Source organism: Streptomyces noursei ATCC 11455 (assembly GCF_001704275.1).
GTDB lineage: Bacteria > Actinomycetota > Actinomycetes > Streptomycetales > Streptomycetaceae > Streptomyces > Streptomyces noursei.
Genome location: NZ_CP011533.1, coordinates 3,047,513 through 3,069,733, shown reverse-complemented (window position 1 = coordinate 3,069,733; position 22,221 = coordinate 3,047,513). Strand labels below are relative to the sequence as shown.

The window sequence follows — 22,221 nt, the reverse complement described above, 5'->3', positions numbered from 1 at the left end:
ACGGGGTGCGGGCGCCCTCGGTGGCCGGGGCACCGTGCCGACCGGCCACAATGGACCACATGACGGACAGCCTCGCCCACCCGCACCTGCGCTTCGAGCCGGCCGCCGACGGCTCGGCCGCCAGCCACCCGGCCGGCCCCCGGGAGATCGTGATCCTCGGCTCGACCGGCTCGATCGGCACCCAGGCCATCGACATCGTGCTGCGCAACCCCGACCGGTTCCGGGTCACCGCGCTCGCCGCGTCCGGCGGCCGGGTCGAGCTGCTGGCCGAGCAGGCGCACCGGCTGCGGGTCGCCGCCGTCGCGGTGGCGCGCGAGGAGGCCGTCCCCGCGCTCCGCGAGGCGCTGGCCGCGCGCTACGGCGCCGGCGAGCCGCTGCCGGAGATCCTCGCCGGTCCCGACGCGGCCACCGAGCTCGCCGCCGCCGGCCCCTCGGAGTGCCACACCGTCCTCAACGGCATCACCGGCTCCATCGGCCTCGCCCCCACCCTCGCCGCCCTGAAGGCCGGCCGGGTGCTGGCCCTCGCCAACAAGGAGTCGCTGATCGTCGGCGGCCCGCTGGTCAAGGCCGTCGCCAAGCCGGGCCAGATCATCCCCGTCGACTCCGAGCACTCCGCGCTCTTCCAGGCGCTGACCGGCGGCACCCGCGCCGAGGTCCGCAAGCTGGTGGTCACCGCCTCCGGCGGCCCGTTCCGCGGCCGCACCCGGCGCGAACTGGCCGGCGTCACGCCCGAGCAGGCGCTGGCCCACCCCACCTGGTCGATGGGCCCGGTCGTCACCATCAACTCCGCCACCCTGGTCAACAAGGGCCTGGAGGTCATCGAGGCGCACCTGCTCTTCGACGTCCCCTTCGACCGCATCGAGGTCGTCGTCCATCCGCAGTCCTACGTCCACTCGATGGTGGAATTCACCGACGGCTCCACCCTCGCCCAGGCCAGCCCGCCCGACATGCGGATGCCGATCGCGCTGGGCATCGGCTGGCCCGACCGGGTGCCCGACGCGGCCCCCGGCATCGACTGGACGAAGGCCCGGACCTGGGAGTTCTTCCCGCTCGACGAGGAGGCTTTCCCGTCCGTGCCGCTGGCCTGCCGGGTCGGCGAACTGGGCGGTACCGCCCCGGCCGTGTTCAACGCCGCCAACGAGGAGTGCGTCGAGGCGTTCCTCACCGGCGGGCTGCCGTTCACAGGGATTGTGGATACGGTCGCCGCAGTGGTCGACGAGGGACTGGCATCCGGAGTGGTGATGAAGCAGCAGCACGACGGCGCCCGGCCCTCCGGCACGTCCGGCGGTGGAACCTCCCTCACCGTCGCGGACGTCCTGCAGGCCGAGACCTGGGCGCGCGCCCGCGCCCGCGAACTGGCCGCCGCGGCGGCACGCACCCCATCGGAGGCTCGCGCATGACGACCTGGATGACCATTCTCGGCATAGTCGTCTTCGTCGTCGGCCTGCTGTTCTCCATCGCCTGGCACGAGCTCGGCCACCTCACCACGGCCAAGATGTTCGGCATCCGCGTGCCGCAGTACATGGTGGGCTTCGGGCCGACGCTCTTCTCCCGGAAGAAGGGCGACACCGAGTACGGCATCAAGGCGGTCCCGCTGGGCGGCTACATCCGGATGATCGGCATGTTCCCGCCCGGCGACGACGGGAAGCTGCAGGCCCGCTCCACCTCCCCGTTCCGCGGCATGATCGAGGACGCCCGCTCGGCGGCCTTCGAGGAGCTCCAGCCCGGCGACGAGCACCGGCTGTTCTACACGCGCAAGCCGTGGAAGCGCGTCATCGTGATGTTCGCCGGGCCGTTCATGAACCTGGTCCTGGCCGTGGTGATCTTCATGAGCGTGCTGATGGGCTTCGGCATCAACACCCAGACCACCCAGGTCGGCTCGGTCTCCGACTGCGTCATCTCGGCCTCCGCCAAGACCGACAAGTGCCCGGCCGGCGCCAAGGACTCCCCGGCCAAGGCGGCCGGCCTGCGCGCCGGCGACAAGATCGTCACCTTCAACGGCCGCGCCGTCCCCGACTGGGGCACCCTCCAGGAGCAGATCCGCCGGACCACCGGACCGGCGACCCTCGTCGTCGAGCGGCACGGCGCCAAGGTGACCCTGCAGGCCGACCTCATCGAGAACAAGGTCGCCAGGACCGACGGCCACGGCGGCTACGTCCCCGGCGAGTACGTCACCGCCGGCTTCCTCGGCTTCACCCCGGCCAGCGGCATCGTCCAGCAGACCTTCGGCCAGTCCGTGGACCGGATGGGCAACATGGTCACGCAGGGCGTGCAGTCGCTGGTGCAGGTCCCCGGCAAGATCCCCGACCTGTGGAACGCGGTCTTCAACGGCGCCGAGCGCAAGCAGGACTCCCCGATGGGCGTGGTCGGCGCGGCCCGGGTCGGCGGCGAGGTCTTCTCCCTGCACATCCCGCCGGAGCAGCGGGTGGCGACCATGCTCTTCCTGGTCGCCGGCTTCAACCTCTCACTGTTCCTGTTCAACATGCTGCCGCTGCTGCCGCTGGACGGCGGCCACATCGCCGGCGCCCTGTGGGAGTCGCTGCGGCGGGCCTTCGCCAAGGTCGTCCGGCGCCCCGACCCCGGTCCCTTCGACGTCGCCAAGCTGATGCCGATCGCCTATGTCGTCGCCGGGATCTTCATCTGCTTCACCCTGCTGGTGCTGGTCGCCGACGTGGTGAACCCGGTGAAGCTGACATAGCCCCGTCGTCCCTGAATCGACCGGCCGGGCACGCTGCCACCGTATGGGCGTGCCCGGCCGCCCCCTTTCGAGGGGCGTCAGGGTTCGATGTGCCTCCGGCAACCCGGGTGCCGTAGGCTCGATGACCGGAGCCCGCGGAATCCGGGCCTTGATCCATACCTTGGGGTTGCTCGCCAGATGACTGCCATCGCACTGGGAATGCCGGACGTACCGACCAAGCTCGCCGACCGCCGGGTCAGCCGCAAGATCCAGGTCGGTACGGTCGCCGTGGGCGGAGACGCACCGGTCTCGGTGCAGTCGATGACGACCACCCGGACCTCCGACATCGGCGCCACGCTCCAGCAGATCGCCGAGCTGACGGCCTCCGGCTGCCAGATCGTCCGGGTCGCCTGCCCCACCCAGGACGACGCCGACGCGCTCTCGGTGATCGCGAAGAAGTCGCAGATCCCGGTGATCGCGGACATCCACTTCCAGCCCAAGTACGTCTTCGCCGCGATCGACGCCGGCTGCGCCGCGGTCCGGGTCAACCCCGGCAACATCAAGCAGTTCGACGACAAGGTCAAGGAGATCGCCAAGGCGGCCTCCGACGCCGGCACGCCGATCCGGATCGGCGTCAACGCCGGCTCGCTGGACCGGCGGCTGCTCCAGAAGTACGGCAAGGCCACCCCCGAGGCCCTGGTCGAGTCCGCCCTGTGGGAGGCGTCCCTCTTCGAGGAGCACGGCTTCCGCGACATCAAGATCTCGGTCAAGCACAACGACCCGGTCGTGATGGTCAACGCCTACCGCCAGCTCGCCGCCCAGTGCGACTACCCCCTCCACCTCGGTGTCACCGAGGCCGGCCCGGCCTTCCAGGGCACCATCAAGTCGGCGGTCGCCTTCGGCGCCCTGCTCAGCGAGGGCATCGGCGACACCATCCGGGTCTCGCTCTCCGCGCCGCCCGTCGAAGAGGTCAAGGTCGGCATCCAGATCCTGGAGTCGATGAACCTCCGCCCGCGCCGCCTGGAGATCGTCTCCTGCCCGTCCTGCGGTCGTGCCCAGGTCGACGTCTACAAGCTCGCCGACGAGGTCACCGCGGGCCTGGAGGGCATGGAGGTCCCGCTCCGGGTCGCCGTCATGGGCTGCGTCGTCAACGGCCCCGGCGAGGCCCGCGAGGCCGACCTCGGCGTCGCCTCCGGCAACGGCAAGGGCCAGATCTTCGTCAAGGGCGAGGTCATCAAGACGGTCCCCGAGTCCAAGATCGTCGAGACGCTGATCGAAGAGGCGATGAAGATCGCCGCGCAGATGGAGGCCGACGGCGTCGCCTCCGGCGAGCCGGTCGTCACCGCCGCCGGCTGACCGCCGCCGCACGCGCCGCACACGAGCCCCGCCGCCCACCCCGGGCCGCGGGGCTCGCGCCCGTCCGCCCCAGGGGAGCCCGGGTGCCCCCGGGGCGGTGGAGGTACAGTGCCAGGACCTGCTCCCGCCTGGCCTCCCAGGCCCCGCAACGGTGAGGCTTTCCGACACGTGCTGACGACCACCGCCCTCAAGGTCCTCGAACCGGGAGAGCTCGAAGCGGCCCTCGCGGTCCTGGACCGCGAGCCGGTGGCCAACGCCTTCGTCGCCGCCCGCGTCCAGGTCGCCGGCCTCGACCCCTGGCGGCTCGGCGGCGAGATGTGGGGCTGGTACGTCGGCGGCCGGCTGGAGTCCCTCTGCTACGCCGGCGCCAACCTCGTCCCCGTCTGCGCCACCCCCGAAGCCGTCCGCGGCTTCGCCGAACGCGCCCGCCGCCAGGGCCGCCGCTGCTCCTCCATCGTCGGCCCCGCCGGCCCCACCGCCGCACTCTGGTCACTGCTGGAGCCCCACTGGGGCCCGGCCCGCGAGATCCGCGCCCACCAGCCGCTGATGGTCACCCGCGCCCCGTCCACCGAGGTCGCGCCCGACCCCTACGTCCGGCGGATCCGCAAGGACGAACTCGACGTGATCATGCCCGCGTGCGTGGCGATGTTCACCGAGGAGGTCGGCATCTCCCCGCTCGCCGGCGACGGCGGACTGCTCTACCAGGCCCGGGTCGCCGAACTCGTCGGCGCCGGCCGCTCGTTCGCCCGCATCGAGGACGGCAAGGTGATCTTCAAGGCCGAGATCGGCGCCGCCACGCCGCTCGCCTGCCAGATCCAGGGCGTCTGGGTCGATCCCGCGTACCGCGGCCGGCGCCTGTCCGAACCAGGGATGGCCGCCGTGCTCCGCTACGCCCTCCACGACGTCGCCCCGGTCGTCAGCCTCTACGTCAACGACTACAACACCGCGGCCCGCGCCGCCTACCGCCGAGTGGGCTTCGAGGAAGTCGGCGCGTTCATGAGCGTACTTTTCTGAGGCCCGGCCTTGTACGCTCCGAGCATGGATGACGTCGCGGTCGGCCCCCTCGATCTCGCCGCTCGCGTGGACGACGCGTTGGCCGTGCAGGCCCTCGCGTTCGGGCTCAGCGACGACGAGATCGCCGTCCGCCGCCACATCGTGCTGCGCCACCTCGGCTGCCGCGGCGCCCGCGCCCTCGGCGCCACCACCCCCGCCGGCCGGCTCATCGGCTTCGTCTACGGCATGCCCAACGACCGCGCCTACTGGTGGTCCACCGTCGTCGAGCCCTACCTGTGCAGCCAGGGCCTGGACCACTGGCTCGACGACTCCTTCGTCATCACCGAGCTGCACGTCCACCCCGCCTACCAGAACCACGGCATCGGCCGCACCCTGATCACCGCCATCACCGACGGCGCCGCCGAACCCCGCAGCATCCTCTCCGCCATCGACACCGAGAGCCCCGCCCGCGGCCTCTACCGCTCACTCGGCTACCAGGACATCGCCCGCCGGGTCCTCTTCCCCAGCGCCCCCACCCCCTACGCCGTGATGGGCGCCCCCCTCCCCCTGCCACGCCCCTGATCGGACCACGGCGGGAGAGCCGGCGACGCGGCGAGCGGGCCCAGCGCAGCGGATACCTATTTCCTTGGGCCACACCCCTCCGGCTAACCTCCAGGGAGTCACCTTTCTTACGCAGGAGAAACTCCCATGGCCCACGCCGCACAGGTCCAGCGCATGTCCCGCTTGATGTTCAAGACATTGCGCGACGACCCGGCCGACGCCGAGGTGCTCAGCCACAAGCTCCTGGTGCGCGCCGGCTTCGTGCGCCGCACCGCCGCCGGTGTCTGGTCCTGGCTGCCGCTCGGCAAGAAGGTCCTCGCCAACATCGAGCGGATCGTGCGCGAGGAGATGGACGCCATCGGCGGCCAGGAGGTCCTGCTGCCCGCCCTGCTGCCGAAGGAGCCCTACGAGGCGACCGGCCGCTGGGAGGAGTACGGCGCCGAGCTGTTCCGCCTCAAGGACCGCAGGGGCGGCGACTACCTCCTCGGCCCGACCCACGAGGAGATCTTCACCCAGCTGGTGAAGGACCAGTGCACGTCCTACAAGGACCTGCCGGTGATCCTCTACCAGATCCAGACCAAGTACCGCGACGAGGCCCGCCCGCGCGCCGGCATCCTGCGCGGCCGCGAGTTCCAGATGAAGGACTCGTACTCCTTCGACACGGCCGACGAGGGCCTGGCCGAGTCCTACGCGCTGCACCGCGCCGCGTACCAGAGGATCTTCGAGCGGCTCGGCCTGGACTATCGCATCTGCGCCGCCATCGCCGGCGCCATGGGCGGCTCCAAGTCCGAGGAGTTCCTGGCCCCGGCCGCGGCCGGCGAGGACGTCTTCGCCGACTGCCCGAGCTGCGACTTCGCGGCCAACACCGAGGCGATCACCTACGAGCTCAAGCCGGTGGACGCCGCCGGCGCACCCGCGCTCGAAGAGATCCCCACCCCGGACACCCCCACCATCGAGACGCTCGCCGCGCACCTCGACGTGCCGGCCTCCGCCACCCTGAAGAACCTCCTGGTGAAGGTGGGCGGCGAGATCGTCGCCGTGGGCGTGCCCGGCGACCGCGAGGTCGACATGGGCAAGGTCGAGGCGCACTTCGCCCCGGCCGTCGTGGAGCTGGTCACCGCCGAGGACTTCGTGGGTCGCGACGACCTCGTGCGCGGCTACGTCGGCCCGCAGGGCCTGGAGAAGGTGACGTACCTGGCCGACCCGCGCATCGCGCCCGGCACCGCCTGGATCACCGGCGCCAACAAGGAGGGCCTGCACGCCAAGAACGTCGTCGCCGGGCGCGACTTCGAGGTCGACGCGTACGTCGACGTCGTCGTGGTGCAGGAGGGCGACCCCTGCCCGAACTGCGGCACCGGCCTCAAGCTGGACCGCGCCATCGAGATCGGCCACATCTTCCAGCTGGGCCGCAAGTACGCCGACGCCTTCCAGCTCGACGTGCTCGGCCAGAACGGCAAGCCGGTCCGGGTGACCATGGGCTCGTACGGCATCGGCGTCTCGCGTGCCGTCGCCGCGCTGGCCGAGCAGCACGCCGACGACAAGGGCCTGTGCTGGCCCCGCGAGGTGGCCCCCGCCGACGTCCACGTCGTCGCCGCGGGCAAGGCCAAGCAGACCGAACTCGCCCTGGAGATCGCCGACCAGCTCGGTGCCGCCGGCCTGCGCGTCCTGGTCGACGACCGGCCCGGCGTCTCGCCCGGCGTCAAGTTCACCGACGCGGAGCTGATCGGCGTGCCGACCATCGTGGTCGCCGGCCGCCGCGCCGGCGAGGGCGTCGTGGAGGTCAAGGACCGCCGCACCGGCGAGCGCGAGGAGCTGACGGTCGCCGAGGCCGTCGCCCGCCTCAGCGCCTGACCGCGCAACGGCAACGGGCCGGCCGGGGCACCCGCCCCGCCGGCCCGTTCCGCTTTCCGGCGTGCCCGGTCGGCGGCTACACGTAGGCCGCGAACTCCAGCAGCGACTCGCCGCGCCGCCGGTCGCCCGACACCGACTCCCGGACCCCGGCGCGCACCGCCCGGTACAGCGTCCAGTCGCGCAGCCGCTCCCGGTCCACGTCCAGAGAGTCGGCCAGCTTGGCCACCCGCCGACGGGCCACCGCGGCCGCCCCCGACCCGGCCAGCAGATCCTCGAACCGGTCCAGCACCAACCGCGCCAGGTCGTACGCCCGCTCGCCCACCAGCGGCGCCGGCCCGACCGCCAGCCACGGCACCCGCTCCCCGGCCAGCACCTTCCCCTGCCGGAACGCGCCGTGCAGCACGAACTCCTCCGCCGCCCCGGCCGGCAGCGACCGCCCCAGCTCCAGGGCCTCGTCCACCAGCGGCCCGGCACCCGCCGAGTCCCCGGCGGCCCGGAGCCGCTCGGCGTCCGCCGCGACCCGCTCCGCCACCGTCGCGAACGGATGCCCCGCCGGCGGCGCCACCCACAGCCGGCGCACCGTGCCGGCCGCCTCCAGCAGCGCCTTGGCCTCCGGCAGCGACCGCAGCGACACCGATCCCTGCAAGCGTTCCAACAGCAGCGCGCCGCCGGTCTCGTCGGACCGCAGCAGTCGCACCGCGCCCCAGCCGTCCCACACCCGCAGCGCCGCCGCCTCCTGCGCGGCGGCCCGCCCCGGCACCGGGAACTTCAGGGCCGCCGGCGTGCCGTCCTGCTGCCGCACGAACGCCACCAGACTGCTGCTGCCACCCGGCGCGTGCACCCGATCCAGCGTCAACTCCCAGGATTCCAACCGCTGTTGGACCAGTTCCGGCAGTGCCGCCAGCCAGGCCCGGACGGGGCCCGTCGGATCGCCGCCGAGCGCCCTCACCAATCGTTGCGGCGGTTCGATGGGTGCCGTTGCCATGCCTGAGCTGTCCTTATCGTGGGGGAGTTGCCGCGGTCGCGGCCGGTCGTTCAGAGCTCGCCTGCGTCGGGGCCCGCGGCACCCGACGGGGTGGGCGCCGCGGCCCGCTCCACGAGCCCAGGGAAGGCTACGCCGCTGCCCCGCCAGCGCACCGCGCGCACCGCCGCCTCCCGCAGCGCCGCCGCGGCCTCCTTGCGGTGCGCCCCGCCGGCGGCCCGGACCAGGTCCGCGTAGACGGCCGACACCCGGTCCTCCAGCTCCGCGGCCAGCCGCGCCGCGGCGGGGGCGTCCGGCACCGGGAACGGCAGCTCGTAGGCGGCGGCCGCGGCCTGCGGTGCGCCGCCGAGGTCCCGCACGGTGCGGCGCAGCGCGTCCCGCCGGGCCCGGTGCGCGTCGTACGCGCCCTGCGCCTCCGCGCGGCGGCCGGCCCCGATCCGCCCGCCGACCACGCCGTACCCGTACACCGCGGCGTGCTCGGCCGCCAGCGCGGCCTGCGTCGCGGTCAGTTCGTCCCGGTCGCGATCCCCGTCGCGCTGCGTGCGTGTCCTCGTCATGGCCCGTTCTTTCTCTCTGGTGCGGGGGTGCGTCGCGGTCGGCTCCGCGCCCTACGGTGCGGGCTGCTGCCGCCGCGCGGCGGTGGTCGGGTGGCCCGAACGGCCCAGGAGGGTGCGCCTCCCGCGCGGCGCCGGTCCCGGCGGCTCCCGCCTCACTCCGCCTCGGTCAGGAGGTACGCATGGGCCGCCCCGGCGGCCGCGACCGAGGCGAGCAGCCGGGCGAGTTCGGGCGGCGCGGTCACCAGCGCCGCGGTGCGGGAATCCGCGAGCGTGCGTTCCGCGTCGGCCAGCGCCGCGCGGGCGCTCCGCTCGTCGGCCGGCACGCCGGGCGCGCTGCCGGAGGCGGCGGACGCGGCGGACGCGGAGGGGGCCGCGGACGGCGCACCGGAGGTGAACGCCTCGATGTGGTGGGCGACTTCGTCCCGGAGCACCCGCAGCCGCGCCCCCAGCCCGGGATGCGCCGCGAGCGTCGCGTCGTACCGCGCGAGCAGTGCCCTGCTGTCCCGGGCGGCGCGCGTCCGCACCCGCTCCGCGGCGGCCGAACGCTCGGCCGCCCCCGGGTCGGGCCGGGCCTCCTCGGCGCACCCGGAGAGCAGCGCCGCACCTCCCAGGGCGGCGCCGGCCAGCAGGGTCGTTCTGCGTGTGAGCGCCACTTTCGGCACGTTGCACTTCCCGGGGTCTTCCGTAGTGATCACCGCAGGCGAGGGTATCCGTGACCACCCACCGAATCGTCAGTACCCCGCCGGAACCGATAGGCTTTGACCCGACACGCGACCTAACCACAACAGCACACGCGGCCGAGGAGTCACCCGGATGAGCACCACCCAGAGCGAGAGGCTGCGCGGACTGCTTGAACCGCTCGTCGCCGCGCGAGACCTGGATCTGGAAGAGATCGAGGTGACACCGGCCGGCAAGAGCCGAGTGCTGAGGATCGTGGTCGATTCCGACGAGGGCGTCCAGCTGGACGAATGCGCCGAGCTGAGTCGCGAGGCGTCCAAGATCCTGGACGACACCGACGCGATGGGCGGCGCCCCGTACACCCTCGAAGTGACCTCGCCGGGCGCCGACCGGCCGCTGACCTCGCCGCGGCACTACCGCCGCGCCGTCGGCCGCCTGATCAAGGCCCGCCTCCACGAGGGCGGCGACCTGGTCGCACGGATCATCGCCATGGACGACAGCGGACTGGACCTCGAGGTGCCGGGCGTCAAGGGCCGCAAGCCGACCGCCCGCCGGGTCGAGTTCGCGGAGATCGCCAAGGCGCGGGTCGAGCTGGAGTTCAACCCCAGGCCCGCGCGGCCCGCCCAGCGCGAGCAGATCGACAACGACGCGAACGACGCGAGCGACGCGAACGACGAAAACGACGAGAACAAGGAGGAGGCGTAGCCGTGGACATCGACATGAGTGCCCTGCGGGGTCTGGTGCGGGAGAAGGAGATCTCGTTCGACCTGCTGGTCGAGGCGATCGAGTCGGCCCTCCTCATCGCGTACCACCGCACCGAGGGCAGCCGCCGCCGGGCGCGCGTGGAGCTGAACCGCAACACCGGCCACGTGACGGTGTGGGCGAAGGAGGACCCGGAGGACCTGGAGGAGGGTGCCGAGCCGCGCGAGTTCGACGACACCCCGTCCGGCTTCGGGCGGATCGCGGCGACCACCGCCAAGCAGGTCATCCTGCAGCGGCTGCGGGACGCCGAGGAGGAGATCACGTTCGGCGAGTACGCCGGGCGGGAGGGCGATGTCGTCACCGGCGTCGTCCAGCAGGGCAAGGACCCCAAGAACGTCCTGGTCGACATCGGCAAGCTGGAGGCCATCCTGCCGGTGCAGGAGCAGGTCCCGGGCGAGGAGTACACGCACGGCACGCGGCTGCGGTCGTACGTCGTGCGCGTCGTCAAGGGCGTCCGTGGCCCCTCGGTCACCCTGTCGCGCACCCACCCCAATCTGGTGAAGAAGCTGTTCGCCATGGAGGTGCCGGAGATCGCCGACGGGTCGGTGGAGATCTCCGCCATCGCGCGGGAGGCCGGCCACCGGACGAAGATCGCGGTGCGCTCGACGCGCTCCGGGCTGAACGCCAAGGGCGCGTGCATCGGCCCGATGGGCGGCCGGGTGCGGGCCGTGATGGCCGAGCTCAACGGCGAGAAGATCGACATCGTCGACTGGTCGGACGACCCGGCCGAGCTGGTGGCGCACGCGCTGTCGCCGGCCCGGGTCAGCAAGGTCGAGGTCGTGGACATGGCGGCCCGCTCCGCGCGGGTGACGGTCCCCGACTACCAGTTGTCGCTGGCCATCGGCAAGGAAGGGCAGAACGCCCGGCTCGCGGCGCGGCTCACGGGCTGGCGGATCGACATCCGTCCGGACACCGAGCACGCGCCGGCGCAGGGCTGAGCCACCGGCACGACGGGCCGCGGCGGACGAAAAGAAGTGGTGCCGCGGCGGCCCGCGCGGAATTCTTGAGCAGCGGATCCGGCTTTACCCCATCGGGGTGGAGCGGCCGCGGGGAGGTAGACTTAAGCAGTGTCTGGTCGGACGCATGCCCGCGCATGCCCTGAGCGCACGTGTCTGGGGTGCCGGGAGCGAGCGGCCAAGGGCGATTTGCTGCGCATCGTGGAGATCGAGGGCGAGTGTGTCCCCGATCCTCGCGGTACGCTGCCCGGCCGGGGTGCTTATGTGCACCGGACACTGGTCTGCCTTGACCTGGCGGTTCGCCGCCGGGCGTTCCCCCGGGCCTACCGGGGACGCGGCCCGTTCGACACGGCGGAGTTGCGCCGGTTCATCGAAGGGGGCGCGGGTTGAGCAGCCGCCATGGCAATAACGCACAGCAAGACACGCACAGCGCACGGAAAACCGTGCGGTCAGGTACCTCGCGAGTCGGAAGTAGGTCGAGATTGCGATGAGCACTCGATGAGTACGCGATGAGTACGCCCATGAAGTAGCGACGGTCCGGTGGACACCCGGACCTAGAAGGAGCGAAGTGGCTAAGGTCCGGGTTTACGAACTCGCCAAGGAGTTCGGTGTTGAGAGCAAGGTCGTCATGGCCAAGCTCCAAGAACTTGGTGAATTCGTCCGTTCGGCGTCCTCGACGATCGAGGCGCCGGTTGTTCGCAAGTTGACCGACGCTTTCCAGGCGGGCAGCGGCGGCGGCCGTTCCGCCGGCAAGCCCGCGGCGCCGCGCAAGTCGGCCCCCGCGAAGCCGTCCGCGCCCACTCCGGCGCAGGCGGCGCGTCCGGCTGCCCCGAAGCCGGGCGCCCCCAAGCCGGGCCCCGCGGCCCCGGCTGCCCCCGAGGCCCCGGCTGCTCCGGCAGCCCCGGAGGCCCCGGTGACCCCCGTGGCTCCCAAGCCTGCCGCCGGCCCCACCCCGGGTCCGCGGCCTGCCCCGGCCCGTCCGGCGGCACCCAAGCCCGCCCCGGCCGCGCCCGCGCAGCCGGAGTTCCAGGCCCCGCCGTCGCCGGCCCCCGCAGCCCAGGGCCCCCGCCCGGGTGCTGCCCCGGGCCCGCGTCCCGGCGGCCGTCCCGCGCCCGGCCAGGGCCAGTCGCGCGGCAACGCCCCGCGTTCCGGTGGCCAGTCGGCGCGTCCCGGTGGGCCCCGTCCGGCCGGTCCGCGCCCGGGCAACAACCCCTTCACCTCCGGTGGCTCCACGGGCATGGCCCGTCCGCAGGCCCCGCGGCCCGGTGGCGCCCCGCGTCCCGGCCAGCCCGGTCCCCGTCCGCAGGGCGGCGGCCAGGGTGGTCCGCGTCCGCAGGGCGGCGGCCAGGGCGGCGCGCGTCCGACCCCCGGTGCCATGCCGCGTCCGCAGGGTGCGGCGCCCGGTGGTGCCCCGCGTCCCGGCGGCGGTAACCGCCCGAACCCGGGCATGATGCCGCAGCGTCCGGCTGCCGGCCCGCGTCCGGGCCCCGGCGGCGGTGGTCGTCCGGGCGGCGCCGGTCGTCCCGGCGGCGGCGGTGGTCGTCCCGGTGGCGGCGGCGGCTTCGCCGGTCGTCCCGGTGGCGGCGGCGGTGGCGGTCGTCCGGGTGGCGGCGGCGGTTTCGCCGGTCGTCCCGGTGGCGGCGGTCCCGGTGGCGGCGGCGGTGGCGGCGGCTTCGGCGGTCGTCCCGGCTTCGGCGGTCGTCCGGGTGGTCCCGGTGGCCGTGGTGGCACGCAGGGTGCGTTCGGCCGTCCCGGCGGTCCGGCGCGTCGTGGCCGCAAGTCGAAGCGGCAGCGCCGCCAGGAGTACGAGGCCATGCAGGCCCCGTCCGTGGGCGGCATCATGCTGCCGCGCGGCAACGGCCAGACCGTTCGCCTCTCGCGCGGTGCCTCGCTGACGGACTTCGCGGAGAAGATCAACGCCAACCCGGCGTCGCTGGTCCAGGTCATGCTGAACCTGGGCGAGATGGTCACCGCGACCCAGTCCGTCTCCGACGAGACGCTGCAGCTCCTCGCCGACGAGATGAACTACAACGTCGAGATCGTCAGCCCGGAGGAGGAGGACCGCGAGCTGCTCGAGTCCTTCGACATCGAGTTCGGCGAGAACGAGGGCGGCGAGGAGATGCTCGCCTCGCGTCCGCCGGTGGTGACCGTCATGGGTCACGTCGACCACGGTAAGACCCGCCTGCTGGACGCGATCCGCAAGACCAACGTGGTCGCGGGCGAGGCCGGTGGCATCACCCAGCACATCGGTGCCTACCAGGTCACGACCGAGGTCAACGACGAAGAGCGTCGCATCACCTTCATCGACACCCCGGGTCACGAGGCGTTCACCGCCATGCGTGCCCGCGGTGCGAAGTCGACCGACATCGCGATCCTCGTGGTGGCGGCCAACGACGGTGTCATGCCGCAGACGATCGAGGCCCTGAACCACGCCAAGGCGGCCGACGTGCCGATCGTGGTCGCGGTCAACAAGATCGACGTCGAGGGCGCCGACCCGACCAAGGTGCGCGGTCAGCTGACCGAGTTCGGCCTGGTGGCCGAGGAGTACGGCGGCGACACCATGTTCGTCGACATCTCCGCCCGCCAGGGCACCAACATCGAGCAGCTGCTCGAGGCCGTCGTCCTCACCGCGGACGCCGCCCTCGACCTGCGGGCCAACCCCGACCAGGACGCCCAGGGCATCGCGATCGAGGCCCACCTCGACCGCGGCCGCGGCGCCGTGGCGACCGTCCTGGTCCAGCGCGGTACCCTCCGCGTCGGCGAGACGATGGTCGTGGGCGACGCCTACGGCCGGGTCCGCGCGATGCTCGACGACAAGGGCAACCACGTCGAGGAAGCGGGTCCGTCGACCCCCGTCCTGGTCCTGGGTCTGACCAACGTCCCGGGCGCCGGCGACAACTTCCTGGTCGTCGACGAGGACCGCACGGCGCGCCAGATCGCCGAGAAGCGTGCGGCGCGCGAGCGCAACGCCGCGTTCGCCAAGCGCACCCGCCGGGTGTCCCTCGAGGACCTCGACAAGGTGCTCAAGGCGGGCGAGGTCCAGCAGCTCAACCTCATCATCAAGGGCGACGCGTCCGGTTCGGTCGAGGCCCTGGAGTCCTCGCTGCTCCAGCTCGACGTCGGCGAAGAGGTCGACATCCGGGTGCTGCACCGCGGCGTCGGTGCGGTCACGGAGTCCGACATCAACCTGGCGTCCGGCTCCGACGCGATCGTCATCGGCTTCAACGTGCGGGCCGAAGGCCGCGCCACGCAGATGGCCGAGCGCGAGGGCGTCGACGTCCGGTACTACTCGGTCATCTACCAGGCGATCGAGGAGATCGAGGCGGCCCTCAAGGGCATGCTCAAGCCGGAGTACGAAGAGGTCGAGCTCGGTACGGCGGAGATCCGCGAGGTCTTCAAGTCGTCCAAGCTGGGCAACATCGCGGGTGTGCTCATCCGCTCCGGCGAGGTCAAGCGGAACACCAAGGCGCGCCTCATCCGCGACGGCAAGGTGGTCGCGGAGAACCTCAACATCGACGGTCTGCGCCGCTTCAAGGACGACGTCACCGAGATCCGCGAAGGCTTCGAGGGCGGTATCAACCTCGGCAACTTCAACGACATCAAGGTCGACGACGTCATCGCGACGTACGAGATGCGGGAGAAGCCGCGCGGCTGATCTTGCAGTAGTCCGCCCGGTGTGCGGTCCACCAGGAACGGTGGCCGGGCGGCGGGCGGGCCGGGGCCGGTCGGCGGGAATTTCCGTCGATCGGCCCCGGTCGTTCCGTGTACGGTTCGAAATGACGCCTCCGGCCGACGCCGGGAGGCACCCCGAAGGCCCCACGGGTGGCTTGACCCGTCTTGCATGTACGTAGGGACGTTGTCCTTCGACCTGCTTCTCGGCGACGTACGGTCGCTGAAGGAGAAGCGCTCCGTCGTCCGCCCGATCGTCGCCGAGCTGCACCGCAAGTACGCGGTGAGCGTCGCGGAGGTGGGAGACCAGGACCTGTACCGCAGGGCCCGTATCGGCCTGGCGGTGGTGTCCGGGGACGCCGGACATCTGACGGACGTCATGGACCGCTGCGAGCGCCTGGTCGCCGCACGGCCCGAAGTGGAGCTGCTGTCCGTACGCCGGCGGCTGCACGGCGACGACGAGTGACCCGGGCGACCGGGCGGGTCGACGCCGGTGGAAGCACAATTGTGGAAAAGAAGAAGGAGACGGACCAGTGGCCGACAATGCGCGGGCGAAGAAGCTGGCGGACCTCATCCGGGAGGTGGTCGCCCAGAAGTTGCAGCGCGGCGTCAAGGACCCGCGGCTCGGCACGCACGTGACCATCACCGACACCCGGGTCACCGGTGACCTGCGGGAGGCGACGGTCTTCTACACGGTCTACGGAGACGACGAGGACCGGGCCAGTGCCGCCGCCGGGCTGGAGAGCGCCAAGGGCGTGCTCCGCTCCGCGGTCGGTGCGGCAGCCGGCACCAAGTTCACGCCGACCCTGACGTTCGTCGCGGACGCCCTGCCGGAGAACGCCCAGACGATCGAGGACCTGCTCGACCGGGCCCGGGCCTCGGACGCCAAGGTGCGCGAGGTCTCCTCGGGTGCCAAGTACGCCGGTGAAGCGGACCCGTACCGCAAGCCGGGTGCCGACGAGGACGACGAGGACGCAGCGGCAGAATGAAGCGGCAGAGCACCAAGCCGGGCGGTCTTGTCATCGTCGACAAGCCGTCCGGCTTCACTTCGCACGACGTCGTGGCGAAGATGCGCGGGATGGCCCGTACCCGCCGGGTCGGGCACGCCGGCACCCTCGACCCGATGGCGACCGGTGTCCTGGTCCTCGGCCTGGAGCGGGCCACCAAGCTGCTGGGGCACCTCGCGCTGACGGAGAAGGAATACGTCGGGACGATCCGGCTGGGTCAGACCACGATCACCGACGACGCCGAGGGCGAGATCACCGCGTCCAAGGCGGCGCACGGCCTGGCGCGCGAGGACATCGACGCCGGGGTCGCCGAGCTCACCGGCGCGATCATGCAGGTGCCGTCCAAGGTCAGCGCCATCAAGATCGACGGCAAGCGCTCCTACAAGCGGGTCCGGGACGGCGAGGACGTGGAGATCCCGGCCCGACCGGTCACCATCTCCTCGTTCGTGGTGCACTCCGTGCACGAGTCCGAGGCCGCCGACGGCACCCCAGTGACCGACGTGCTGATCTCCGTCGTCTGCTCCTCCGGCACCTACATCCGCGCCCTCGCCCGCGACCTGGGCGCCGGGCTCGGCGTGGGCGGCCATCTGACGGCGCTCCGCCGCACCCGGGTCGGCCCGTACAAGCTCGACCGGGCGCGGACGCTGGAGCAGCTCCAGGCGGCGGTGGACGACCCCGAGGGCGACGGTCTGCCGGTCATGCCCCTCGGGGACGCCGCGGCCGCCGCGTTCACCCGCTGGGACGTCTCCGAGGCGCAGTCCCGGCTGCTGCTGAACGGTGCGCGGGTCCCGATGCCGCTCTTCGAGGGCGACGGCCCGGTGGCGGCCTTCGGGCCGGACGGGACGTTCCTGGCGCTGGTGGAGAACCAGGGCGGGCGGGCCAAGAGCCTGGCGGTCTTCGCCTAGGGCGCTTCTGACGGAGATCCGCGACGCCACGGAGATCCGTCAGAAGCGCCCCAGGTCGGGTCCGCGCCGTCCCGTCGTCCGTCCGGAGGGCGGGACGGGCGGCGGACCCGGCCCGGCCGCCGTGTGCTTCGGGGGAGTGGTGGAACGCGGGCCGTGCGGATGGGCGCGGAGCGTTCGGCCCGCGCTCCACCGTCCCCCTCGGTGAGACTCTGTCCAGCGCGTTCTCATGATTCACCCCGCCGAGCAGGCGCTCGGAGTGAATCACGGCGCGGAAGGGGGCGCGTTCGCCGTGCGCCCTGTCGCGAAGATCACTGTCTGTCTACCGTCGTCGCCCATGAGCACGCACGGTAACGGGTGGGGAGGTTCGCGGATGGTGGTGCTGGACGCCGACACAGAGGCGTACGGGGACGTGTACGGGGGGCTCGACGGGGGCGCGTACGGAAGCGCGGGCGGGTGGCCCCGCGCAGCTGCGCAGGGTGTGGCCGGTCCGGCCGGCGGCGACCGCGTGGAGGAGCAACTTCCCGTCGAGTGGCGGGAGTTGGTGGGGGCCGCGACCGAGGGCGGGGCGGCCGGTGGCTCGGCGGCCGGCCGGCTGAGCGGGGTCCTGCTGGGGGTGCCGGACGCCACGCCGTATCTGGGCGTGCTGCGGCTGCTCGCCGACCGGATCACCGAGCGGGCGGCGGTGGCGGGCGGCTTCGCGGGCACCGGGCTGGAGGTCTTCGGGCCGGTGTTCTGGCGGTGCCTGGCGCTGGCCGCGGCGGACCGGCTGGAACTGCTGCGCCGACTGCTGCCGGCCGACGGGCCGCGTCCGGCCGCGCGGGGCGGGCGGTTGTCGCGGTCCTTCGCCCGGCCGCCGCGGGTCCGGGTGCACGCCGCCGACGCGGGGGCGGACGGGCGCGCGGACGACAGATGGGTGGACGCCCGGCCAGGGGGCGACGGCGATTCCGCGGGGCCGCCCCAAGGAGGCGCAGAAGCGTTCCGCCCGGACGCCGCGGAGCTCCGCCCCGGGCGGTTCCTGGACCTGGTGGCGGAGCTGCTCAAGGCCGACCCCGAGCGGATCCAGCCGCTGCTGTGCGGCTGGTTCGAGGACACCCGCCCGCTCCGGACGGCACCCGCCGCACCCCATGTGATCACCGTCGCGGACGCCGCGCAGGCCCTGCTGCACACCCATCGCGCCCGGGCGCTGGACGCTCTCGTCGAGACGCTCGCCCGGGTCGCCCACCCCCGGGCCGCGGAGCTGCTGGACGCGCTCGCCGAGGACGAGCCGGCGGCGCTGCGACGGGCCGGGGCGGGCCGGGGGAGCGGTGCTCGGGGGCCGATGCCGGGCCCGCAGACCGCCGCGGCGGAAACCGGCCGATGGCCGGACGGCCCCGCGGCGTGGCCGATGCAACAGCGGCCAGGCCACCCTTCGCGCGAACCCGCGCTCCCGGCATGGCAGTCTTAGACCTGCGTCATGCCGAAATGGCGCAGTGGACGGACAAGAGTTCGGGCGAGGAGCGGGCACAGTGCAGCGCTGGCGTGGCTTGGAGGACATCCCCGAGGGTTGGGGACGCAGCGTCGTCACCATCGGCTCGTACGACGGAGTGCACCGCGGCCACCAACTGATCATCGGGCGGGCGGTGGCCCGTGCCCGTGAGCTGGGGATCCCCGCCGTGGTCGTCACCTTCGACCCGCACCCGAGCGAGGTGGTCCGCCCCGGCACCCATCCGCCGCTGCTGGCGCCGCACCACCGGCGGGCCGAGCTGATGGCCGACCTGGGCGTGGACGCGGTGTTGGTGCTCCCGTTCACCAAGGAGTTCTCCCAACTGGCGCCCGCCGACTTCGTGGTGAAGGTGCTGGTCGACAAGTTGCACGCGCAGGTCGTCGTCGAGGGCCCGAACTTCCGCTTCGGCCACAAGGCCAAGGGCACCGTCGAGTCCCTCGCCGAGCTGGGCCGGACCTACGACTACACGGTGGAGGTCATCGACCTCTTCGAGCGCGGCACCGCGGGCGGCGGCGAGCCGTTCTCGTCCACGCTGGTCCGCCGGTTGGTCGCCGAGGGCGACGTGGCGGGCGCGCGGGAGGTCCTGGGCCGGCCGCACCGGGTCGAGGGCGTGGTCGTCCGCGGGGCGCAGCGCGGACGCGAACTGGGCTTCCCCACCGCCAATGTGGAGACCCTGCCGCACACCGCCATCCCGGCCGACGGGGTCTACGCGGGGCTGCTGCACGTCGAGGGCGAGGCGATGCCGGCGGCCGTCTCGGTCGGCACCAACCCGCAGTTCGACGGCAAGGTGCGCACGGTGGAGGCGTACGCCATCGACCGGGTCGGGCTCGACCTGTACGGGCTGCACGTCGCCGTGGACTTCCTCTCCTACATCCGGGGCCAGGAGAAGTTCGACACCCTCGATGCGCTGCTGGAGCGGATGGCGGTCGACGTGAAGCAGGCCCGCGGGCTGATCGCCGATTCCGGACTGGTCTGACGCACCGGGCGCCCGCACGCGGCGCACGAAGGGGCGGGGCCCGGCAGTCGACTGCCGGGCCCCGCCCCTTCGTTCAGGCCGCGCTCACTGCGGCGGCTGCTGTGTCCAGCCGCCCTGCTCCGGCAACGGCGCGTCCGGGGCAGGCTGTTGCTGCCAGCCGGCCGGCGGCTGCGCGGGGGGCTGCTGCTGCCAGCCGCCCTGCTGCGGCGGGTAGCCGGCCGGCGGCTGGCCCTGCTGCGGGACCTGCTGCTGCGCCTGCTGGGCGTACTGCTGCTGGGCGTACGGGTCCTGCTGCTGCGCGTACGGGTCCTGCTGCTGGGCCTGTTGGGCGTACGGGTCGCCGCCCATCTGCTGCTGGCCCATCTGCGCCTGGGCGTACATCCCCTGCGCCTGCTGCTGGCGCGCGAAGTCCTCGGCGACCAGGGCGGAGAGGTTGAAGTACGCCTCGCGGGTCTTCGGCCGCATCATGTCGAGGTCCACCTCGGCGCCGGCCGCGAGGTGTTCGTCGAAGGGCACCACGACGACGCCGCGGCAGCGGGTCTCGAAGTGCGACACGATGTCCTCGATCTTGATCATCTTGCCGGTCTCGCGGACCCCGGAGATGACCGTGATGCCGCGCTGGACCAGGTCGGCGTAGCCGTGCGCGGAGAGCCAGTCCAGGGTGGTGCTGGCGCTGCTCGCACCGTCCACGGACGGGGTCGAGATGATGATCAACTGGTCGGCGAGGTCGAGGACGCCGCGCATCGCGCTGTAGAGCAGACCGGTGCCCGAGTCGGTGAGGATGACCGGGTACTGCTTGCCCAGGATGTCGATCGCGCGCCGGTAGTCCTCGTCGTTGAACGTCGTGGAGACGGCCGGGTCGACGTCGTTGGCGAGGATCTCCAGGCCCGAGGGGGCCTGCGAGGTGAACCGGCGGATGTCCATGTAGCTGTGCAGGTGCGGGATGGCCTGCACCAGGTCGCGGATGGTGGCCCCGGTCTCGCGGCGGACCCGTCGGCCGAGCGTTCCGGCGTCCGGGTTGGCGTCGATCGCCAGGATCTTGTCCTGCCGCTCGGAGGCCAGGGTGGCGCCCAGCGCGGTGGTCGTCGTGGTCTTGCCGACGCCGCCCTTGAGGCTGATCACCGCGATCCGGTAGCAGGAGAGCACCGGCGTACGGATCAGCTCCAGCTTGCGCTGGCGCTCCTCCATCTCCTTCTTCGCGCCCAACTTGAACTTGGACGGCTGGGCGTTGGCACCCGGCTTGCGCTTCTTGGGCTGGTTGCGCAGCAGGCGGTCGGAGGTCAGCTCGACCGCGGCGCTGTAGCCCAGCGGCGCACCCGGGGTGGCCCGCTGCGGCTGCTGCTGGCCCGGCTGGGAGTACTGGGCGTAGTTGGCCGCCGCGTTGGGGTCGCCGAACTGCTGGCCGGGGGGCTGCTGTTGCTGCCCCGGCTGACCCTGTTGCCCCGGCTGACCCTGTTGGGGGTAGCCGGGCTGGGCCTGCTGCTGCGGCTGCTGCTGGGCCTGCTGCGGGTAGCCCTGCTGCGGATAGCCGTAAGCGGGCTGCTGCGGCTGGGCGTTGGGCTGCGGCTGGGCCTGCTGCGGCTGCTGGGGCTGCTGCTGGACCTGCTGGGGGTAGCCGTAAGCGGGCTGCGGATAACCGTAGCCGCCCTGCTGCTGCGGATAGCCGGCCTGCTGCGGCTGCTGCGGATAGCCCTGCTGCTGAGGCGGCTGGGCCTGCTGCGGCTGGGCCTGCGGCTGTGGCTGCTGCTGGGGATGCGGCTGCTGGGGCGCGACCGGCGGCTGCTGACCGGCCTGCGCCTGCGCCATGCGCGGGTCGGCGGGCTGGAACTCCGGCGGCAGCGGCGGCAGTCCGCCCTGCGCCGGGGCGCCCTGGCCGGGCACGCCCTGCTGCTGCCCGTCCGCACCGGCCCACGGCGCGCCCTGCGCGGGAACGCCCTGCGGCGCCCCCTGCTGCGGCGGCATGGCCTGCGGGGCCTGTGCGGCCTGCGGGGCGACGCCCTGCTGCGGCACACCCGCGACGGGGACCTGCTGCTGCGGAGGCTGCTGCTGGGCCGGCGGCTGTCCCTGGACGGGCTGTGCGACCGGCTGGGCGGCCGCTGCGGCGGCTGCCGCGGTCACGGCGGAGGCATCCGGCCCGGGAGCCGGTACGGGCTGTCCCTCGGGCGCCGGGGCGGGCTCCACGGGGGCGGCCGGCGCGGCCTCCGGCTGCGGCTGCGGTGCCGCGGCGGCCTGCGTCTCAGGTGTCGCCGGTGCGTCGTCCTCGTCGTCGTCCCAGAGGGAGGCCGAGGGGTCCGGTCCGGTGCCGGAACGGACGTTGGCGTCGTCGTCAGCCGCGGCGGGGCCGGCCGCGGCGGGAGCCGACGGACCGTCGGACGCGGCGGCCGGGGCGTCGGCGCCCGCGTCCTGCGGACGCAGCGTCGGGAAGCCGGGAGGCGCGGTCGGATCGGGCGCGGACTGCTGCGGCACGCCGGGGACCGGGGCGCCCTGGGCGGGCGGCCCGGACAGCGGCTGGCCGGTCGGCGGCGGGGTCGTGTCCTGCACCCCGGCGGGCGGCGTCGCAGGGGAGACCGCGATGCCCGCACCACCACTGGTGTCGTTGCTGCCGTACCAGGCCGGAGCCGCGAAATCGATCTTGAACTCGCCGGTCAGGTCGAACTCGGACTGGTCGTCGTCAGGATCGTTCCCGTCCGGGCGGAAAGCCTCCTGGTCTCTCACTGTGCCTCCTGGTCTACTGCAACGCACCTGAACGGCAGGACCGGATACAGGCGGATCGATCGGATGTATCGGAAGTCGGAGCACGCCACCCGG

19 protein-coding genes are annotated in these 22,221 nt (G+C 73.0%); 15 read left to right on the top strand and 4 right to left on the bottom strand.

Translation table 11 applies throughout. From position 1 onward, the window contains the following. Positions 1-59 precede the first annotated feature (59 nt). From dxr to SNOUR_RS12625, 6 genes are all read left to right on the top strand, one after another. Positions 60-1,400, top strand: coding sequence for a 1-deoxy-D-xylulose-5-phosphate reductoisomerase (gene dxr, locus SNOUR_RS12650; protein ID WP_067358216.1), 1,341 nt, complete (start codon positions 60-62; stop codon positions 1,398-1,400). Then, positions 1,397-2,698 (top strand): M50 family metallopeptidase, encoded by a 1,302-nt coding sequence (locus tag SNOUR_RS12645; RefSeq protein ID WP_067346553.1) that lies wholly within the window; start codon positions 1,397-1,399, stop codon positions 2,696-2,698. Before dxr ends, SNOUR_RS12645 begins: the two co-directional genes overlap by 4 nt. A 177-nt stretch (positions 2,699-2,875) precedes the next feature. Then, the gene (gene ispG, locus SNOUR_RS12640; protein ID WP_067346551.1) at positions 2,876-4,033 is read left to right on the top strand and encodes a flavodoxin-dependent (E)-4-hydroxy-3-methylbut-2-enyl-diphosphate synthase; all 1,158 of its coding nucleotides are present in this window, start codon (positions 2,876-2,878) and stop codon (positions 4,031-4,033) included. A gap of 168 nt (positions 4,034-4,201) precedes the next feature. Next, positions 4,202-5,047, top strand: a complete 846-nt coding sequence (locus SNOUR_RS12635; protein WP_067346550.1) for a GNAT family N-acetyltransferase — start codon at positions 4,202-4,204, stop codon at positions 5,045-5,047. Positions 5,048-5,071: 24 nt separating this feature from the next. Continuing rightward, positions 5,072-5,608, top strand: coding sequence for a GNAT family N-acetyltransferase (locus SNOUR_RS12630; RefSeq protein ID WP_067346548.1), 537 nt, complete (start codon positions 5,072-5,074; stop codon positions 5,606-5,608). A 126-nt stretch (positions 5,609-5,734) separates the two neighbouring features. Further along, entirely contained in the window at positions 5,735-7,438 is a 1,704-nt protein-coding gene (locus tag SNOUR_RS12625; protein ID WP_067346547.1) for a proline--tRNA ligase, read from the top strand. Between the two features lie 76 nt (positions 7,439-7,514). On the opposite strand, the gene SNOUR_RS12620 is transcribed toward SNOUR_RS12625, so the two are convergent. The 3 genes from SNOUR_RS12620 to SNOUR_RS12610 all read right to left on the bottom strand — a co-directional run bounded on the left by SNOUR_RS12620 (position 7,515) and on the right by SNOUR_RS12610 (position 9,630). Next, a complete protein-coding gene (locus SNOUR_RS12620; RefSeq protein ID WP_067346545.1) occupies positions 7,515-8,423 on the bottom strand; it encodes an aminoglycoside phosphotransferase family protein in 909 nt (302 codons plus the stop codon). A 50-nt stretch (positions 8,424-8,473) separates the two neighbouring features. Further along, positions 8,474-8,977, bottom strand: a complete 504-nt coding sequence (locus SNOUR_RS12615) for a ferritin-like domain-containing protein (protein ID WP_067346543.1) — start codon at positions 8,975-8,977, stop codon at positions 8,474-8,476. Positions 8,978-9,129: 152 nt separating this feature from the next. Further along, complete coding sequence (locus SNOUR_RS12610; RefSeq protein WP_079142567.1) at positions 9,130-9,630, bottom strand: hypothetical protein; 501 nt, start codon at positions 9,628-9,630, stop codon at positions 9,130-9,132. A gap of 160 nt (positions 9,631-9,790) precedes the next feature. Here SNOUR_RS12610 and rimP point away from each other — a divergent pair, with 160 nt between their 5' ends. The 9 genes from rimP (at position 9,791) to SNOUR_RS12570 (ending at position 19,413) form a co-directional block, all read left to right on the top strand. Next, complete coding sequence (rimP, locus tag SNOUR_RS12605) at positions 9,791-10,360, top strand: ribosome maturation factor RimP (RefSeq protein ID WP_067346540.1); 570 nt, start codon at positions 9,791-9,793, stop codon at positions 10,358-10,360. 2 nt (positions 10,361-10,362) lie between these two features. After that, positions 10,363-11,355: a transcription termination factor NusA gene (gene nusA / locus SNOUR_RS12600; RefSeq protein WP_067346538.1), complete on the top strand. Its 993-nt coding sequence runs from the start codon at positions 10,363-10,365 to the stop codon at positions 11,353-11,355. A gap of 129 nt (positions 11,356-11,484) precedes the next feature. Next, entirely contained in the window at positions 11,485-11,763 is a 279-nt protein-coding gene (locus SNOUR_RS42890) for a YlxR family protein (RefSeq protein WP_078875727.1), read from the top strand. A gap of 178 nt (positions 11,764-11,941) precedes the next feature. Next, positions 11,942-15,028, top strand: coding sequence for a translation initiation factor IF-2 (gene infB, locus SNOUR_RS42885; protein ID WP_079142565.1), 3,087 nt, complete (start codon positions 11,942-11,944; stop codon positions 15,026-15,028). A 186-nt stretch (positions 15,029-15,214) separates the two neighbouring features. Beyond that, on the top strand, positions 15,215-15,508 hold the full coding sequence (locus tag SNOUR_RS12590) for a DUF503 domain-containing protein (protein WP_067346535.1): 294 nt from the start codon (positions 15,215-15,217) through the stop codon (positions 15,506-15,508). A gap of 67 nt (positions 15,509-15,575) precedes the next feature. Next, on the top strand, positions 15,576-16,031 hold the full coding sequence (gene rbfA, locus SNOUR_RS12585; protein ID WP_067346533.1) for a 30S ribosome-binding factor RbfA: 456 nt from the start codon (positions 15,576-15,578) through the stop codon (positions 16,029-16,031). Then, positions 16,028-16,954: a tRNA pseudouridine(55) synthase TruB gene (gene truB, locus SNOUR_RS12580; RefSeq protein ID WP_067346531.1), complete on the top strand. Its 927-nt coding sequence runs from the start codon at positions 16,028-16,030 to the stop codon at positions 16,952-16,954. Before rbfA ends, truB begins: the two co-directional genes overlap by 4 nt. 334 nt (positions 16,955-17,288) lie before the next feature. Continuing rightward, a complete protein-coding gene (locus tag SNOUR_RS12575) occupies positions 17,289-18,398 on the top strand; it encodes a hypothetical protein (RefSeq protein ID WP_159425855.1) in 1,110 nt (369 codons plus the stop codon). A 61-nt stretch (positions 18,399-18,459) separates the two neighbouring features. Continuing rightward, positions 18,460-19,413: a bifunctional riboflavin kinase/FAD synthetase gene (locus SNOUR_RS12570; RefSeq protein ID WP_067346528.1), complete on the top strand. Its 954-nt coding sequence runs from the start codon at positions 18,460-18,462 to the stop codon at positions 19,411-19,413. Between the two features lie 84 nt (positions 19,414-19,497). Here the strand turns inward: SNOUR_RS12570 and SNOUR_RS12565 are convergent, their stop codons facing one another. Then, a complete protein-coding gene (locus SNOUR_RS12565; protein ID WP_067346526.1) occupies positions 19,498-22,128 on the bottom strand; it encodes an SCO5717 family growth-regulating ATPase in 2,631 nt (876 codons plus the stop codon). Positions 22,129-22,221: the final 93 nt, after the last annotated feature.

Excerpts from the sequence above, each read along its gene's own strand:
- SNOUR_RS12625 (WP_067346547.1), top strand. The coding sequence starts at position 5,735 with ATGGCCCACGCCGCACAGGTCCAGCGCATGTCCCGCTTGATGTTCAAG.
- ispG (WP_067346551.1), top strand. The coding sequence starts at position 2,876 with ATGACTGCCATCGCACTGGGAATGCCGGACGTACCGACCAAGCTCGCC.
- SNOUR_RS12590 (WP_067346535.1), top strand. The coding sequence starts at position 15,215 with ATGTACGTAGGGACGTTGTCCTTCGACCTGCTTCTCGGCGACGTACGG.
- SNOUR_RS12575 (WP_159425855.1), top strand. The coding sequence starts at position 17,289 with ATGAGCACGCACGGTAACGGGTGGGGAGGTTCGCGGATGGTGGTGCTG.
- SNOUR_RS12630 (WP_067346548.1), top strand. The coding sequence starts at position 5,072 with ATGGATGACGTCGCGGTCGGCCCCCTCGATCTCGCCGCTCGCGTGGAC.
- SNOUR_RS12645 (WP_067346553.1), top strand. The coding sequence starts at position 1,397 with ATGACGACCTGGATGACCATTCTCGGCATAGTCGTCTTCGTCGTCGGC.
- truB (WP_067346531.1), top strand. The coding sequence starts at position 16,028 with ATGAAGCGGCAGAGCACCAAGCCGGGCGGTCTTGTCATCGTCGACAAG.
- SNOUR_RS12615 (WP_067346543.1), bottom strand. The coding sequence starts at position 8,977 with ATGACGAGGACACGCACGCAGCGCGACGGGGATCGCGACCGGGACGAA.
- rimP (WP_067346540.1), top strand. The coding sequence starts at position 9,791 with ATGAGCACCACCCAGAGCGAGAGGCTGCGCGGACTGCTTGAACCGCTC.
- dxr (WP_067358216.1), top strand. The coding sequence starts at position 60 with ATGACGGACAGCCTCGCCCACCCGCACCTGCGCTTCGAGCCGGCCGCC.
- SNOUR_RS12620 (WP_067346545.1), bottom strand. The coding sequence starts at position 8,423 with ATGGCAACGGCACCCATCGAACCGCCGCAACGATTGGTGAGGGCGCTC.